Here is a 16,607-nt window from a genome sequence, read left to right on the forward strand (position 1 = left end):
AGCGACTGCCCCAAATGCGCAGGCGCGGGCAAGGTGGTGGCGAATGCCCATCGGCGGAGGGTGACCCATGAACACTTTATTTCTCGTTCGGCTCGCCAAGTCGAGTCGTGACGTAAGCGCGACGTGAAGCCCGATCTGCTGGTGTCGAGCCCGGCGCTGCGCGCGCTGACGACCGCGCACCTCATCGCCGAAGAGATCGGGGTTGTTCGGCACGCCGCCGGGGTCCTCGCCGATCAAGCCGCTTTCGTGCGCGCCGACCGGGTTGAAGTAACGCAGGTAGGCAATGCGCCAGGACGGGTCAGAGCGCTCCAGGTCGCGCGGAACTGCTCGCCCATCAGCTTGGTCTGGCCATAGGGATTGGTGGCCGAGAGCGGGAAATCCTCCAGGATCGGCACGCTCTGCGGGTTGCCGTAGACGGTGGCCGAGGAACTGAACACCAGTTGCCTGACCCCTGCCGCCTGCATGGCCGAGCACAGCGTCAGCAGGCCGTTCAGGTTGTTGTCGTAATAGGCCAGCGGCTGCGGCACCGAAACGCCCACCGCCTTGAGTGCGGCGAAATGAATCGCGCCGGCAATCCGGTGGCTGGCGAACAGCTGCTCCAGCAAGGCGCGGTCGCGCACATCGCCCTCGACGAAATGCGGGGTTTTGCCGGTAATGGCCGCAAGGCGGCTGGGGGGGCTCGGTCAGCGCCGCGCACAGCGCGGTGCAGAAGCGGTCGCTGCTCGCCACGCGGATCAGCAGCGCGGTTTCGCTCGGTGACAGGCGCGCCAGCACCTCGCGCTCGAAACATTGCGTGAACGCCCCGGCGTTCTGCACATGCGCGCGCACCAGGCTGTCAGCGCGATGCGCCGCCGGTGGCTTGCTTCCTGCGCTTCCAGTGCGCCACGAAGAGGTGCAGGCCTGCCACCCAACCATCGGTCAGTTCCTGCAGGGTGCGGGCGTCGCGAGGGCTGATATGGTCGAGCTGGGCGTTCAGGAACTGCTCGGACTCCGGCAGCGTGAAGCGCAGGTCGCGCTGGTCCAGCTCCAGTACCAGTCCCTGATCGCGCAGGCGGGCCAGAGACAGCGGCACGGCGGCACGGGACAGCAGCACGAGGTGGAAATCGGGCGGGGCGTAGTCCAGCAGCCATTGCAATGCTTCGTGGATGCGGGCGCTGGTGATGTGGTGGACGTCGTCCAGGATCAGCGTCAGGTCGCGCTGATGGGCTGCGATGCCGTGCAGCAGCGAAATCACGGCGCATTCCACCGCCTCGGTGTTGGTGGTCCGTCCCGACAGTGGGGCCGCCTCGCGCGCAATGGCGGGATCGGCCTGCTCCAGGCTGGCCAGAAGGCTGTCGAGCCAGTGCCCAGGCTTGTTGTCATCCTCGGTGAGGGGCAGCCAGGCAACGTCGAAGTTCAGCCCCAGCAGCGCCTGCCGCCAGGCCACCACCGTGGTGCTCTTGCCGCAGCCGGCTGGGCCTTGCAGTACCAGGCAACGCTTGTGCCGCGCTTCGAACAGCTGGGTCAGCAGCCGCTCACGCGCGAGGACGCGGGCCGGGCCGCGAGGCGGAAGAAACTTGTCAACTGCAACCAGGTCCGGCGCAGTGCTGTGGGGTAGACCTTGCAGCATATTGGACACATACCTTGTTGCCGGGATCGGGTAGGTCCGGATCGGTGGCGCGGTGTTCCGAAGTAAGCCCTGATTGTACGGGAAACCTCTTCTCTGTAGCGACTGAAGGGGCGGCAAGCGCCCCCATGCCGGCATAAGGGGAGGCGGCAGTAGCTACGCCTTGATGGCCTCGGTTGCAGCCTCGTCGATCAAGGCCGCGACTTCTGCTGCTTTCGACGCAAGCGAAGCATGGCTTGCCGCCAGGGTCATGACTTTCCTGGCATTGAGCCGGGCCGCCATCCTCTGCTGGTTTTCCGGGGCGATCATTCTGTCTTCGCTGGAGACCTGGTACCAGGACGGCTTCGTCTTCCACGCTGGCGCAGTGATGGTATCGCCAAAGGTGCTGGCAAGCGGCGCCTTCTGCGTCACCGCCATCACCAGCGCTTCGTCGGGCGACAGATCCTGGCAGAAGCTCTCATGGAACTTGTCGGGGTTGAGCCACAGGTAGCCATCGCTGTCGGGCACCAGGTTCGGCGCCGCGACAGGAAGATGCTGCTGCGTGATGCCGCCGGGACTCTCCCCCGCGTCGGGAGCAAAAGCCGCGATATACACAAGCCCGACCACATTCGGCTGGTCACCCGCCTGGGTAATCACGGCGCCGCCGTACGAATGCCCCACCAGCAGGACGGGGCCTGTCTGCTGGGCAATCATCTTGCGGGTACGCTCGGCATCGTTAGCCAGCGAGGTCAACGGAAGCTCGACGGCGCGAAGGGACGTATAGCCCCTCGCGCGCCAACTCAATGATGACGTTCCGCCAATGCGCGGCACCGCCCCAGAATCCGTGCACTAACACAATCGTCGGCTTATCGCTCATGACCTGGACTCCTGTTTGTGGATGAATACGGCTCGCCGATCATGGCGACACACCGTAGGTCCTCGGCGGAGCGGCCCGTGCTTAAACCGATGCCACGAAGGCTCGGCCTGATTCCCCATACGACTATAGGAACAATGATGCAGCCGGGAGAGCCACAATCGTGGGCTTTGGCATATGCGGGATACGGCGCCTTTGGCGCCGACAGAAACCACGGGGGCGCTCAGGATGGCGTTTCAGGCAGCAGCGATGGTCGGGTTCGGCACCACGGCACGCCACAGCAGGCAGGGTTCGCCGCGCAGCGAACACCTCGTCGAGATGCCAGGTTGAGCCCGGCTTGCGGCGTGCGAATCTGACGTGATGCGCGAAGCCCGCGTCGACTTTGTCACACTATCGCCGGATCGTTTCGTGGCTGACGACAGCGCCGCGCTCGAACAGCGATTCCTCGATATCGCGCAGACTCAGTTGAAAGCGAAAGTACCAGCGCACCGCTTGGCTGATGACCGCAGCCGAGAATCGATGGCCGTGATAGAGCGATTTTTCTTTTGCGTCGCTGGATCTTACGCTTTGCACTGGCCAACGTGACAATGCGCCGCCTCGCGTCACAGCAAATCCTTGGGGCCAGCATCGCCAAACCGTCACCGGCCAACGAACAGAATTAACCCTGACATCCTCGCCGCAAGTCAGGGCGCCTGACGAAATCGACCTCCATCTTTTGCACGCTATCCTCCTCCGCTGCCCGGCCGAGCGCGTCAGAACCGCGCAGCAGGTTCATGTTGAAGTTATTCATCTCGTTCATGAACATCATTCCCGTAATCTGATTGCGGAATGAGAAGCCCGGAACGAGAATTCCGTCACCGCCGTCACGGAGCTCGCACGATCGACGGCACTACGCAGCGCCAACACGGAATGCCGTGCATAGCAGGAGACCCATGCATCCGCCCCGCATCAACATTGCGTCGGTGATAGAACAACATTTCATCAATCTGCCAGTGTGCAGGTGACAAGCAACGCGCAGGTACTGGCCAGCTCCGTCGATTGATCGACCTGACAACAGTCCCACCGTTTTTGCGGATAAGCAGAATGACCAACAGCAGTTCACCCGCATGGGAAGGGCGAATCTTCTCGAGTGGTTGGGTGCCGGCAACCGGTGGTGTGGCGGACGTTATCGAGCCGTCGACCGGAGAGACACTGGCGACGATCGGAATGGGGCTTCCGGAGGATATCGACCGGGCCGTAAGCTCGGCATGCATCGCGCAACCGGCATGGGTGTCCACGCCCTTCGATAAGCGGGCTGAAATTATCCGTGAAGCAGCGCGACTCCTGAAGGAGCGGGCGGCTGAGTTCAACGAATGGAATGTCCGCGAGTGCGGATCGACTGGCACAAAGGCTGAATGGGAACTACACGCGACGTACGAGCAATTGCTCATGGCGGCCGCGATGCCGGCTCAACCCGACGGCGCTGTATTCCTCGGCGATGTCGGGGCGAATGAATATCTGCCGCCATGTACCGATTGGTGTCGTAGGCGTCCCTCGCGCCGTGGAACTTTCCCATTCTGCTGGCGATGAGGTCAGTCGCGCCGGCGCCGGCGCTCGGCAATGTCGTCATCCTGACGGTGCTGTCGATCCGGTCAAGCGGCTTCTGGTTGATCAACGGCCCGAGATGCTATGAGAAGCTTTTCTACGAACCGACGGTACTCACGGATGTTTCGTCCGATATGCCGGCATTCACGGAAGAGATCTTCGGACCGGTTGCACCAATCACCGTCTTCGAGGACGATGACGAAGCGGTAGCCCTGGTGAATGCCTCCGAATACGGGCTTGCTGCAGCGGTATATACGGCCTCCCTCTCGCGCGGCCTCGCCTTTTCGTCCGGTATCCGCGCAGGCATGGTTCATATCAATGACCAAACGGTGAACAACGAGTTTCATGCCCCATTTGGTGGTATGGGCGCATCCGGAAACGGAGGAAGGTTTGGCGGACCAGCCAACTTCCATGAGTTCACGCAGACTCAATGGGTGAGTGCGCTGGACAAACCGATTTACTATCCATTCTGAGGAGCGCAAGGTGCTGTCGCCATAGGAGCACACCCACCGGCTGGGGAGACTATCTGCTGGATCTTCAACGCCCCGTTTCACCGCTCTGATCCGACCATCGATTCTGCATTCAAATCAGCCTCTTAGGTCGAGATGTGGCGGATTTTTAACGAATCCCGGCCATCCATCGTTCTGGATTTAGACACACCATTTGTCCGTTTTTCCCCTACGCTAATCTACCTCAACTACAGATGTTGAAACGGAGTACCTAAATTGAATCAGTCATCGCCCCAGCGGCCCTCGGTACGTGTGTACAAAGAAATCGCCAACCCCGTGCTGGACGTTTTCGGTCCGACCGTTCAGTTCCTCACGGCGCCCGCCGAGACGGACGAAACACACTGCGTGATGCGATGTGTCATTCCGCCTGGAGGTGTGGTGCCTTTGCACAGTCACGCGGGCATTGAATGCTTCCTGATGTTGTCCGGAGAACAAGAGGTCCTGGTCGAGACGAACGGGACCTACAGTTGGACCCTGTGTTCGCCTGGCGATTTCATCCAGGTGCCAAGCGAAGCGAAACACGCCTTTCGAAATCTATCGGATAAACTGTCGGTCAGCCTCGTCACCACGACGGCCGTGCTCGGCCGCTTTTTTGAAGAGATAGGCCGCCCAGTCTCCGCCAACGATGAGCCGATGCCTCCCACTCCAGAAGCCATCCAGTACTTTGTGGCAACAGCCATTCGTTCCGGCTACTGGCTGGCGACACCAGAGGAAAACGCTGCGGTCGGACTAGCAGTTCGTGGCTGAACCAGGTCGAACGCTTCTTTGGTGCGCCCAGCGTGGGCGCACTCTTGTGGGTGCAAGTAGTGCGTTCTTACCCGTGGCCGGCAAGGCTAGGGGCTGCGGGCGAAGGGCCAAACGAGAGGAAGTGTTCGAAGCCATGTCGATACCGAAGGCATTGCGTCAGAAGCCCGCGCGAGCGGTGCGGGAGGGGGTAGCGGAAGCCGGCCCCGCCTGCGACGAAGCCGGTGGTCCGCGACAGGGACCGGAGGACACGGGGTCGGCGCTGCTGGCAGCGGCGCTGACGCGAAAGAACATGAAGCAGGCGTTCAGGCGGCTCAACGTATGAAAAACAAGCTAGATCACAATACCCAGAACGGCGCAGCCGTTTACTCACCGCTGGTCCTGAAAATATACGATTGGTGGGTACTTGGGTTTTCTAACCGATATGCATGGCAGTGTCCAACTCGTTCTGTTCTTCTTCCGTTTTTCCAAAAATACCTCAGTGCGAACCACCTCGATATTGGTGTGGGCACTGGATATTATCTGGCACATAGTTCATTCTCTGAGAACCAAAAGATTGCTTTGCTCGACTTGAACCGCAACAGTCTTGAATCTGCATGTTCACCGATTGTACATTTACAGCCGTTGTTGATACAGGAAGACATCCTCAAACCTAGTGGTGCACTAGGGCACCAAAGGTTCGATTCCATATCACTTTTCTATTTGCTACATTGCTTGCCAGGCAATCTGGTAGAAAAAGCAACAGCGGCTTTTGAGTTATTGCAACGGCATTTGACTCCGGATGGCACACTGTATGGTGCGACCATTCTTGGCGATCAATTTGCCCACAACTGGCTGGGGCGTCGGCTGATGAAGCTGTATAACAAAAAGGGAATCTTTGGAAACCGGGACGATACGCTGTCTGGTCTCGAATCTGCATTGGCCAGATATTTCGCCAAGGTTAGCGTGCGGCAACATGGCAAAGTTGCCTTGTTTACCGCAAAACTATCGGCTTAAGTCGGTTGGCTGTTCCATTGCTCCCCGAACCCCGACAAGGCCGACATCTCCGGGTCAACGCGCGTGCCAACATGGAATGCCGCGGCTACACGCAGTTCGTGCGGGCGCTTTTCGAACAAACCACCGTCGGGAGCGCTTTGACTATGGCACCGGTCCAGAAGAATATGTGGGCGCCGCGTTGGGCCAGAGTGCCCTCCCTCTCGAGGAGCTGTCCTACGCCAAGGAAGGTCGGCGCGAACATTCGACGTTCGCCGATGATGCTGCCTGGCTGAGCGCTGCAGAGAAGTTTGCGATTTCGCCAGACCTCTCGCTTGTGACGGGCAGCCAGTGCCGCTGCTCATGACACGGAAAAAATTGTACGCTAAGCGTGCGCGGAGGCCGGCACCCAGCGGTAGAGCGTAGGAATGGACACGCCCAGGTTTTTGGCCACGTCCTTGGGCGGGACGCCGCTGGCGAGCAGTCCAACTCGCTGACCAGATCAACCAGTTGCTTGACGCTGCGGCCCAGGCGATCCAGTTTCCAGACGACCAGGATGTCGCCGCGCAGTATTTCAACGGCCTTTGCCAAGCCGGGACGCTCGGCCCACGTGCCGCTTACCTTGTCCTCGAAAACCTTCTCGCACCCCGCCTTGGTCAAGGCTTCGCGCTGTAGCTCCAGGTTCTGATCCTGCGTCGAGACGCGCGCGTAGCCGATCAACATGGCTTGTTTCTCGCCCGCTCAATGATGACGAACCAGCCGGTCATGGTTCCATCCCATAGTCGTCCCGGTCTTCATCATTGGCCTCCAGGCGCACGCCGGGCAGTTGCTTCAACAACTCCGGTAGCGCCGTCTGCACGGTGTCCCACACCACATCGAGGTTGATGTCGAAATAGCCGTGGGCAATGCGGTTTCGCATGCCGCGCATGCTGCGCCACGGCACTTCGGGGTGTGCCTCGGTAAATTCAGTGCTGCTATCCACCGCAATCTGACCGCCGTGTCGCGGGCCTATGCCAGCGCCGTCACACGCGTCGTTCCGGCGGCAGCCTGATGCGTGCCGCTGGTGTAGAACAGCCAGGTGAGGGCGCCTTCGGCAAGATCGGTGACCGGCATGCCCGGTGCCACGAAAAGGGCATGGTAGTCGGTGGAGCCGACGACGATGGTCCGTGTGCCAAGCTCTGTACCGACGTCGGTGACGAGAGGCAGGCGCCACTGTGCTGCAGGATGCCGTTGATTTCACCGCGGATGCAGCTTGGCGTTGATCGGTACGGCACACAGTTCCTGTCGCTTGGGCTCGGGGAACAGACGGTGTCTGCCCCCGCTCTTCACCCTCCGATCAGTCCGGAGCGCGCTCCGGGACCGGTAGCTGCACCCATTCCTTATAGAAGGCCTCGATGTCTGGCTCGAAGTCGTGGATCACCGGATACCACGGCGTGGGCGCCTCGACGTCGTGCATGGTGCCGCACGCCGGGCAGTAGTACTCGCGATATACCTGCCACTGGGTGTCAGGGGCCATGAGCCTTGGATAGACCTCGGTCATCGCCTCCTCAGTGTCACGCACGTAGATCGACGCATGCAGTTTCCAGTTCTCCCGGTAGTCGCAGAACTCGTGGCCGCAATCGCACTTGACCACCCACTTCCTGGTGCCGGCCGATTGCACAATATGCATGTGCGGGCCGAGTGGAAGCACGATACGGTCCGGGAAGCTCACCTTGGCCTGCAGGGCAGCCAGGTACTGCTCGAACCGGCTGTCATCCTTGGGCATCGAGAGCATGCGGAAGGTGGTTTCCCAGTCCAGGGAGCCTTCGACGAGGTGGGCAACCTGTTCATTGGTGTAGGCAGACATTGTTCAGCTCCTTGATTCGGTGATTACTCTTCGACCTGCACGACGGTGGTGACGTCGGGCAGCAGGGAGAGGTCCATCCGGTGCTTGGCGCCGTAGGACGGCACGCCCAGTTCTTCCTCCAGCAACTGCCAGTCCGCGGGGAGGTTCCAGAATGCCTTGAACTCGCGCGTGAACTTCTCCGACAGGGCGAAGCTGGTGGCAAACATGTGTTGCACCTGGACGGACGCGTGCTTATTGAGGATGCGTTCGCGCTCTTCCTTCATCCATTCGCGGGTTGGCAGTGACCGGGCCAGGCGTTCCTTGCGGATCTCGGCACGGCGGGCCTGGGTTTTGCCCGCATCCACCGTAAACACGCCCTTGGCGTCCTGGGTGAAGACGGCGCCATAGACCTTGCGCGCATATTCCGGCAGCAGGAATTTCTGATTGAGGTCCGCCTCGACGGCCTTCGGATCGCGGTCGATCGGGTCACCAAAGCCTGGGCCCCCGCGCAGGTAATTGAGGTACAGGTCGTGGTTGGCGTAGCAGTCCTCCGTGGTGATGCACTGCTTGTCACGCTTGACCACGGCGGTGGCATCGATGTGGCGCTCATAGTCCGGGTTGCCCGGATCGATGTCGCCGCCCAGAGGCAAGGAATCGCCGATGGCTATGCGCTTGTCCAGCCCTGTCTTGTGCGCCTCAAAGCGGTAGCCAGTGGCTGAGGGATAGCCGCCCATCATGCCCCAATCGCTGTTCATGAACCCGTTGCCCATGAAGAACATGGTCCAGTCCTGGGCGTTCCACACCATGCGCAGCGTCTCGAACCCGCAACCGCCACGGTACTTGCCATAGCCGCCGGAGTTGGCCTTGACGTTCCGGCCGAGGTAGAGCAGTGGCTCGGCCATCTCCCAGATCTCGATGTCACCCATGTCGCCTTCCGGGTTCCAGATGGCTGCGGCGTGGTTGAGGCCATCCTTGACGGCGCAGGCACCCGTACCGCAGGAGCTGGCCTCGAAGCTGTTGACCGCGTGGATCTCGCCATCCTGATTGATGCCGCCGCCTTGCAGCCAGTTGGAGGTGTTGGCGTTACCGGCGTTGACCTCTTCCAGATATCCGCGGCTGAAGTAGGACTGTGAGAGACCGCGCCACAGGGCCGCCCAGCCGGACACCAGGAAGTGCCAGGCGTAGGCGTGGCCGGTGCGGCGGTCATCCGGATTGCACCAGGTGCCCTTTGGCAGGCGGAATTCGGTGGCGAAGTAGGCACCGTCGTTGATGCGCTGAGTGGGCACCAGGGTCTGGCACATCATCACCCAGATTCCGGAAGTGAATGCCACCTGGTGGGCGTTGAATGTGTGCCAGCCCCAGCGGCTCGCGCCCTCGAAGTCGAGGCGCCACTTTCCGTCCGGCTTGATGGTCATCTCTACCGGCGAGTGCATGATGGAGTCGAGCTTGGCGAAGGCGTTGGAAACCTGCACGTCCTCGTGCTTGTATGGCACGTCGACAAAGGAGACCTTGCGGTATTTGCCAGGCAGGGTCATGGCCTTGATACGGCTCTGCAGTCCGCGGCGGCCTTCTTCGATGACCTCGTAGGTAAATTTCTCGTAGGCCTCGATGCCGTCGGCACGAATCACTTCCTCGACCAGGTCGCGAATCATGTGGCAGCCGGCGATGCGGGTCTTTTCGTCGAGGATCCAGTACTTGGGCGTGCGCACTGAGCGCTGGGACTCGTGCAGCCAGTCGCGCAGCGGCTCGTCATTCACGCCGGTCTTGCGGCAGGTGATCATGTAGCCGTCGCCGAAGCGCTGGGTCTGGCCGGTTGACATTGAGCCCGGAGTCACCGAGCCGGTGTCGATCACGTGGGTGACGCCGCCGACCCAGCCGATCAGCTGGCGTTCCCAAAAGATCGGCACGATGGTGGCGATGTCGCAGGGGTGGACATTGCCGATGGCACAGTCATTGGTCGTGAACATGTCGCCGGGGTTGATGCCGGGGTTGGCTTCCCAGTTGTTCTCGATCATGTACTTGATCGCCGCGCCCATGGTGCCGACGTGGATGATGATCCCGGTCGAGGTCAGGACGCAGTCGCCTGCGGCGTTGTAGAGCGTGAAGCAGAGTTCGCCTTCCTGCTCGACGATGGGGCTGGCGGCGATCTTTTTGGCGGTCTCGCGGGCGTGCACCAGGCCGCCGCGCAGCTTGGAGAACAGCTTCTCGTAGCCGATCGGGTCGCTGTCCCGGAATTCCAGCTCCTCGAGGCCGTTGTAGTGGCCGGTGGCCTTGGTGCGCTCGATGATGCCGTCGCGGTGCTGCTTGAGCGTCTGGCCGTTCTGCAGCAGGTCGGCGAAGCCGATTTCTTTATTGCTCATCATGTTCATGGCGGGTCTCCTTACTTCACTTCCTTGAGATGGAACAGGCGGTGCTTGTCGATCGTGGTTTCGAAGCCGTCGGGCACGACGAAGGTCGTGGCATCGGATTCGATGATGGCGGGACCCACGATATGGTTGCCGGCCTTGAGGGCTTCCATCTTCCAGAGCGCGGCATCCACCCACTTCTTGTGGCGGTAGAAGGGACGGGTGCCAAGATATGCTTCGCTGGGCGGCGTGGGGCCGGCATCCGGGTCTTCCGGCAGCACGGGCTTTTGGGTCACGACGGTGCCGCGCAGGATGGCGCCGGTGATCGAGAAGCCCAGTTCCGGCGAGCGGGCGGAGCTCGCGTAGACGCGGCCGTAGGTGTTCTCGAAGGCCTCGACGATCTGGTTCCAGTCGGCGGCGGTGGCGGCGCTGGTCACCGGCGAGACGATCTCGAGGTCATTTAGCTGGCCCATGTATTGCATCTTGTAGCCGGGGATCAGCAGCACGTCCTCGGGCTTATAGCCGTTGAGGACGAATTCGTCGATGACCTTGACTGCCAGTTCAGACCAGGCTTCCTGCAGGCTCTTGCAGGCGGCTTCCTTGTCGGCGTCGGGGGCGTGCTGGGCAACACCAAGGTCCACTGACTTGTCGTAGCGGTACTCGAAGTCGGCGCAGGCGCAGCCGAAAGCCGAGAAGCCTGCCGCCCAGGCTGGCACGACGACGTCCTTGAAGCCGACGCCCCCTGTGTAGCCGTAGGTGTGCACCGGGCCGGCGCCGCCGTAGGAGAAGCAGGTGAATTCCGCCGGGTTGTAGCCCTTGGCACTGATGTTGGCGCGCAGGTACTCGGAGAGGGTGAGATCGAGCAGTTCGATGACGCCGGCGGCGGCATCCTCGACCGACAGGCCGAGCGGGTCGGCGATCTGCGCCTTGATGTGGTCGCGGGCGCGCTGCACGTCGAGCTTGATGGCACCGCCCAGGAAGTTCTCCGGGTTCAGGTAGCCGAGCACGACGTGGCAATCGGAAACGGACACCGTGTCGAGGCCGCTTTCCGGCCAGCAGGTGCCGACGCGGTAGCCGGCGCTGTCGGGGCCAAGCTTGATCGACTTGCTGTAGGGGTCGAGGCGCACGAAGCTGCCAGCGCCGGCGCCGACCGAGTCCATTGCCACCAGGGGCAGGGAGAGCACCAAGCGGGCCATGTCGGGGTCGGACTTGATGGCGAAATTGCCCTTGGTGATCAGGGCCACGTCGAAGCTTGTGCCGCCAATGTCGGAGCAGGCTATGTTCTCGTCGCCCAGATACTCGCCCAGCAGCTTGGAGCCGATGACACCGCCGATGGGGCCGGAGACGATCGTGCGTGCGAGTTCCTTGGCCTTCCAGCTGATAGTGCCACCGTGCGTGGCCATCACCCGCAGGTCGAACCTGGCGCCGTGCTTCTTGAACCGGTCGCTCACCTTCTTCAAGGTCTGGCGCGAAGGCTCTGCGCCGTAAGCCTCGAGGATGGTGGTATTCATCCTGTGGCTCTCCTTGCGCGACGGGTAGTAGTCCACCGAGGCGAAGACTGGGATATCCGTCTTCAGCTTTTTCAGCTCCTCTCGCACAATGTCACGGGCGCGCTGCTCGCTCGATTCGTTCTTGTGGGATTGCAGCAGGCAAATGACGATGGCTTGCGAGCCGGCCTCCACCAGTTCCCGGGTAGCCTGGCGGACCTCGTCTTCACGCAGGGGGATGACCACCTTCCCCTGCACGTCGGTACGTTCGGTGACACCGCGCGTGCGCGAGACGGGCACCAGCGGCTCGTCGTAGCGGTGGGTGTTCAGGTGGATGCGGTCCTCCAGGGCATAGCCTAGATAGCTCTGCAACGCACGGCCCATTGAATGGATCTGCTCGAAGCCGCGGTTGCAGATGAGGCCGACGGCGAGGCCCTTGCGCATGAGGATGCGGTTGAGCATGGCCGTACCGGAATAGACACAAGTCACCAGTTCCGGATAGACGTCGTCCACTGTCCGGTCCCAGTGGGCGAGGGCATCTTCGGAGGAGTTGTAGATGGCAAGGGATTCGTCGCCGGGATTGCTCTGCGCCTTACCGACCACGAAGCGGCCATCCGAGCGAACGAAGAATGTGTCGGTCATCGTGCCACCAGCATCGATGCCCATCACCTGTACGGTGGACTGCGGTTGCATACTGCCTCCTGTCGTTGGTGTAGTCATGGTGGGATCTCCCACGACTCATCCATGGCAAAGCTTGTGCCAGGCCTGGCTGGCACCAGGGAGCAACCCCGGCAAGCGATTGAAATCAACGAGTTGCCGGCATTGCCTGACCACGTCGCTGGTCGCGGCATGCCTGGCGTCGGTGTCCGGATTCACGACGCCCTGCGCAGCGGTGTCCGGGAATCGGACGCTCTCTGGCCAGCGATCGATGCGATTGCCTTCGGCAAGCCCCGGCATTTAGCTGTTGGAGCATTGACGATTGCCCAACGCGGATCGCGCCAGGCGTGGGCGGCATGGAGGTCTGCCCTGTCGCTGCCGCGATGGACGCCGATGGACCCTGACGTTCCTGGGCTCCGCCGCGCAGATCGCTGTAGCGCTGGCACGCGCTATGCGCTGGCTTCACACGAATGGCAGCGGAACGTGGTGAAGCCCATGAAGAATTCAATGAGGTCAAGGCGCCTGATTGTCGAAGCTTTCGAAGCGGCTGCCGACACGAACCTGGCGATCGGAACCCATCTCGTCACCGATCGACTCTGGTACACGCATCATGGCGTCTATGCGGGGGCCGGCAAGGTCGTGCATTACGCTGGGCTGTCGCTGTCACTGCGTCGCGCCCCGGTGCTCGAAGTCACGCTCGCAGAATTCGCGCATGGGCATCCGGTCTGGGTCCGGCAAAGCCCCGGTGCCAGGTTCGCCGGTGTGGAAGCTGTCCAACGCGCCTACTCCCGCATCGGCGAGGACCGCTATCGCCTGATTTCCAACAACTGTGAGCACTTCTGTATGTGGTGCCTATATGGCGAGAGCCGCAGTGATCAGGTCGACGTATGGAAGTCTTGGGCAAGCGCTGTGCTGGCTGGCGGGTGCAAAGCTGTCGGGCGGCTCACGGTCACGGCCTTGCGAAGTGTGTCCGTGCTGCGAGCGGTTTCCCGAGTCGGATTCAAGGGCGGGACGTTCGCGAATTCAACGCAATCGTTATCGTGAGCCCGTGCCTGTGTCGCATCGGGAAAGACCAGGGCATGCTGGCTTACGCCTCAGCGGCCGCCGTGCATACGGGCGGCCGTTCGTGGCGGCTGCGGTCGCCGCTACCGCGCTTGTCTGAGAGCGCTGCTGTCGCTGTCCGGTTTCCGTACACTTTTGGCTGCGATGGCCGGAAACCGGACACCTTCCGTTGGTATGCTGCAAAGCACAAATTATTGATTTGAAAAGAGATTTATTGACTTGGCGATGGCACGCGGATACGGTTACTCCAGTCAATTGAGAGCGATCGTCCCATGCCGTTTTCTCGTTGCGGCACCCTGATCCCCCGCCTCGGCGACGAACCCGTCGTGGCCTCCGCCTGGGAGCGATTTGTGCAGGACCAGCCCCTGGAAGTGGCAGGTGTGCGCAGCGTCGTCCTGGCGTCGTGGCAGCGGTGTCGTTCCGAGGCCGTTGACCCTGCCAGGCACTCCGCACCGGGAGCTGCCACCGAACGTGTCCGTCAGTTGCAGCGGCAGAACCGGGAGCTCTGCGAGGCCGCGCGTCCGGCACTCGAGGGCCTGCGCGATATCCTGCGGGAATGCGGCACCCTCATCATGCTCTGTGACCCGGGCGGCACCGTTCTCCACCTCAATGGCGAGACCAGGGCCCGGAGCATCGGCGAGGGGATCAACCTGGCCACCGGTGGCTGCTGGAATGAGGATGTCATCGGCACCAATGCCATTGGCACCGCGATCGCCACCGCCGCTCCAGTTCAGATCCATGCCGACGAGCATTTCTGCCTGGACGTCAAGCGCTGGACCTGCGCCGCGGCTCCCATTCTTGACCCGTTTAGTCGCACCCTGCTGGGAGTCGTGGATGTTTCTGGCGTCAAGGAAACCTTCCATGGGCACACCTTGGGGCTGGTGGTGGCTGCAGCCAGGCAGATCGAAAGCGAACTGGCACGTCGCGAAGTTGCACTCCACGAGCGATTGCTGACCCGAGCCATCGACCATTTCATCCGTTACGCGAGCGATTATGTTGTGCTTGTCGACAGCCGTGGACGCATTGTCCGTGCTAACGGAAATGCACAGGTGGCGCGGGAGAGCTATGACGTGCGGCTGCCGTTGGAAGTCGGCGGCCAGGTGCCGGGACTCAACCTTGCACTGCCCCAGATCGATCGGTCCTGCCAACGCCCGGAATGGCTGCGCCCCGAATGGCTGCACCCGGTGAAGGACCATGACGGGATGCTGGGTACGATGCTGGTGATCCCGCTCGGGACGCGCCAGAACCGAAGCGCTGTATCGCTGTCCACGGCTACGGCCACTGTCACGGCGACAATGGCCGGAAACGATGCGTTTGGCGAGATCATCGGGGGAAGTGAGGTGCTGGAGGCGACCAAGGCACGCGCCCGTCGTATCGCCCCTCTGGATCTGCCCGTACTGCTCCTCGGCGAGACCGGAGCAGGGAAAGAACTCTTTGCCCGGGCGCTGCATCGGGCGGGTAAGCGCCCCGAGGGTCCATTCATTGCCGTCAATTGCGGCGCTTTTACCCGTGAGCTCCTGGCCAGCGAACTCTTTGGCTATACCGAGGGAGCCTTTACAGGTGCCCGTCGTGGTGGCCTTCCGGGGAAGTTTGAGCAGGCCGACGGCGGCACGCTCTTCCTGGACGAGCTTGGGGAGCTGCCGCTAGACATGCAGCCCCACCTGTTGCGCGTGCTGCAGGATGGCGTTGTGGTCCGCCTGGGCGATACCCGCGAGCGGCGCGTTTCGGTGCGCGTCGTCGCAGCCACGAACCGTGATCTGCAGAAGGAGATCGCCGCCGGGCGCTTCCGCGAAGACCTGTACCACCGCCTCTGCGTGGTCAGCCTGCCGCTACCGCCGCTGCGCGACCGGCCGGGCGATATCGCGGCAATCATCGAGCATCTCAACAGCAAACTGGCACGCAAGTATAGCTGTGCGCCCAAGCAGCTTGAACCCGCCGTGCGCCAGGCGCTTCTGAGCCATCGCTGGCCGGGTAACATACGTGAACTGCAGAATGTCTTCGAGGTGATGTTCGCGCTCAGCGAAGGCAACATCATCGATACTTCTCTGCTCCCCCCGAGCATCGCACAGACGCCAAAGGACTCCCTTTCCGTATCAACCTCGACGTCAGTACCTGTTTCATTTGGTCGTCTTGAGGAAATGGAGAGGCAAGCGATACTCGACGCGATCGCGAATGCCCATGGAAACATGTCTATGGCCGCCCGGACACTGGGTATTTCGAGGAGTACGTTATACGTGAAACTGGCCTCGATTCGGGCTGAGCCCGGCAGTTCACGCGCCGGCGCGTAGCGGTTTAACCGGCCCGCGCCGGGACACCTTCGGGACCGGCTGCATCGCATGCCAGATGTTGACGGAAGCCGTTAAATGGCCCGGGACGGTCTCTGCCAGGGCCAAGATACCCGTCTCACGGCCGATAACGGGCAGCACCAGCGGGCGCGTTTCCCATGCTGCGGGCTAGATGGCAGTCCGTGGGCGCGCCAGTTCGGCGATCAGTTCATCGGTGGCCGGTACCTGCCGGGTCTTGTTGCCCCTTGCCGGTTACCTCCAGCCACCAGCGCTCGATGCCCTGGGCGTCGCGCCGGCAGAAGAACGCTCCCATGGGCGTGCTCGCGACTTCCGACGCGCGCAACCCACCCAGATAGAGTGCCGTCAGCACCCAGCGGCAGCGTGCCGCATGCAGGCGCTCGCGCACGGTGCCGACCGGCATCGCCTCGACGGTTTCCTTGACGGTCGCCCACAGCTGGTGGCTCAGATAGCGCGTGATGCGCGGCCGGGGCGGGGCACGCCGGCGCCGCGCGAGCGCGAGCGGGTTGCCGGCCAGGTAGCCGGCCTCGGTCAGCCAGGCGAAGAGCGCGTTCAGGATCACCATCGCGTGGCGCACGCTGGCGGGTGACAGCGGCCCGGCAAACGGGCGCCAGTCCGGATGACTGCGCGCGAGTTCCTGGCACCGTATGTGGGTAAGCA

General features: G+C 62.1%; 12 protein-coding genes and 6 pseudogenes. 7 read left to right on the top strand and 11 right to left on the bottom strand.

Annotation, left to right across the window (positions count from 1 at the left end; all coding sequences use genetic code 11):
• Nucleotides 1–201: 201 nt before the first annotated feature.
• The 5 genes and pseudogenes from AC10V3_RS34990 to AC10V3_RS35010 form a co-directional block, all read right to left on the bottom strand.
• A pseudogene (locus AC10V3_RS34990) lies at nucleotides 202–656 on the bottom strand (NAD-dependent epimerase/dehydratase family protein); the annotation flags it as partial.
• Nucleotides 657–835: 179 nt separating this feature from the next.
• Entirely contained in the window at nucleotides 836–1,609 is a 774-nt protein-coding gene (locus tag AC10V3_RS34995) for an AAA family ATPase (RefSeq protein WP_490924465.1), read from the bottom strand.
• Nucleotides 1,610–1,762: 153 nt separating this feature from the next.
• Nucleotides 1,763–2,462: pseudogene (locus tag AC10V3_RS35000) on the bottom strand (alpha/beta hydrolase).
• Between the two features lie 263 nt (nucleotides 2,463–2,725).
• A pseudogene (locus AC10V3_RS35005) lies at nucleotides 2,726–3,032 on the bottom strand (IS6 family transposase); the annotation flags it as partial.
• Nucleotides 3,033–3,117: 85 nt separating this feature from the next.
• Complete coding sequence (locus AC10V3_RS35010; protein WP_490924466.1) at nucleotides 3,118–3,258, bottom strand: hypothetical protein; 141 nt, start codon at nucleotides 3,256–3,258, stop codon at nucleotides 3,118–3,120.
• A 284-nt stretch (nucleotides 3,259–3,542) separates the two neighbouring features.
• Here AC10V3_RS35010 and AC10V3_RS35015 point away from each other — a divergent pair, with 284 nt between their 5' ends.
• From AC10V3_RS35015 to AC10V3_RS35035, 5 genes are all read left to right on the top strand, one after another.
• On the top strand, nucleotides 3,543–4,028 hold the full coding sequence (locus tag AC10V3_RS35015) for an aldehyde dehydrogenase family protein (protein WP_490924467.1): 486 nt from the start codon (nucleotides 3,543–3,545) through the stop codon (nucleotides 4,026–4,028).
• Nucleotides 4,025–4,516, top strand: a complete 492-nt coding sequence (locus tag AC10V3_RS35020) for an aldehyde dehydrogenase family protein (protein WP_490924468.1) — start codon at nucleotides 4,025–4,027, stop codon at nucleotides 4,514–4,516. The genes AC10V3_RS35015 and AC10V3_RS35020 overlap by 4 nt, the downstream gene beginning before the upstream one ends.
• 252 nt (nucleotides 4,517–4,768) lie before the next feature.
• Nucleotides 4,769–5,299: a cupin domain-containing protein gene (locus tag AC10V3_RS35025; protein WP_454754238.1), complete on the top strand. Its 531-nt coding sequence runs from the start codon at nucleotides 4,769–4,771 to the stop codon at nucleotides 5,297–5,299.
• Nucleotides 5,300–5,420: 121 nt separating this feature from the next.
• Nucleotides 5,421–5,621, top strand: a complete 201-nt coding sequence (locus tag AC10V3_RS35030; RefSeq protein WP_490924469.1) for a hypothetical protein — start codon at nucleotides 5,421–5,423, stop codon at nucleotides 5,619–5,621.
• A complete protein-coding gene (locus AC10V3_RS35035) occupies nucleotides 5,618–6,292 on the top strand; it encodes a class I SAM-dependent methyltransferase (RefSeq protein WP_490924470.1) in 675 nt (224 codons plus the stop codon). Before AC10V3_RS35030 ends, AC10V3_RS35035 begins: the two co-directional genes overlap by 4 nt.
• A gap of 361 nt (nucleotides 6,293–6,653) precedes the next feature.
• On the opposite strand, the pseudogene AC10V3_RS35040 reads toward AC10V3_RS35035, so the two are convergent.
• The 5 genes and pseudogenes from AC10V3_RS35040 to AC10V3_RS35060 all read right to left on the bottom strand — a co-directional run bounded on the left by AC10V3_RS35040 (nucleotide 6,654) and on the right by AC10V3_RS35060 (nucleotide 12,618).
• Nucleotides 6,654–6,991: pseudogene (locus AC10V3_RS35040) on the bottom strand (recombinase family protein).
• Nucleotides 6,992–7,031: 40 nt separating this feature from the next.
• Nucleotides 7,032–7,250: pseudogene (locus AC10V3_RS35045) on the bottom strand (HepT-like ribonuclease domain-containing protein); the annotation flags it as partial.
• Nucleotides 7,251–7,604: 354 nt separating this feature from the next.
• Nucleotides 7,605–8,114, bottom strand: coding sequence for an acetone carboxylase subunit gamma (locus AC10V3_RS35050; protein ID WP_490924471.1), 510 nt, complete (start codon nucleotides 8,112–8,114; stop codon nucleotides 7,605–7,607).
• A 23-nt stretch (nucleotides 8,115–8,137) separates the two neighbouring features.
• Nucleotides 8,138–10,462, bottom strand: a complete 2,325-nt coding sequence (locus AC10V3_RS35055; RefSeq protein WP_490924472.1) for a hydantoinase B/oxoprolinase family protein — start codon at nucleotides 10,460–10,462, stop codon at nucleotides 8,138–8,140.
• Between the two features lie 11 nt (nucleotides 10,463–10,473).
• Nucleotides 10,474–12,618 carry a hydantoinase/oxoprolinase family protein gene (locus AC10V3_RS35060; protein WP_454754235.1) on the bottom strand — a complete coding sequence of 715 codons (2,145 nt, stop codon included), beginning with the start codon at nucleotides 12,616–12,618 and terminating at the stop codon, nucleotides 10,474–10,476.
• Between the two features lie 51 nt (nucleotides 12,619–12,669).
• On the opposite strand from AC10V3_RS35060, the gene AC10V3_RS35065 reads away from it, so the two are divergent.
• Nucleotides 12,670–13,626, top strand: coding sequence for a lecithin retinol acyltransferase family protein (locus tag AC10V3_RS35065; protein WP_349605738.1), 957 nt, complete (start codon nucleotides 12,670–12,672; stop codon nucleotides 13,624–13,626).
• Nucleotides 13,627–13,916: 290 nt separating this feature from the next.
• Nucleotides 13,917–15,932: a sigma-54-dependent Fis family transcriptional regulator gene (locus AC10V3_RS35070; protein WP_022540457.1), complete on the top strand. Its 2,016-nt coding sequence runs from the start codon at nucleotides 13,917–13,919 to the stop codon at nucleotides 15,930–15,932.
• A gap of 114 nt (nucleotides 15,933–16,046) precedes the next feature.
• Here AC10V3_RS35070 and AC10V3_RS35075 read toward each other — a convergent pair.
• A pseudogene (locus tag AC10V3_RS35075) lies at nucleotides 16,047–16,587 on the bottom strand (tyrosine-type recombinase/integrase); the annotation flags it as partial.
• Nucleotides 16,588–16,607: the final 20 nt, after the last annotated feature.

Source organism: Cupriavidus sp. PB-02 (genome assembly GCF_058252315.1).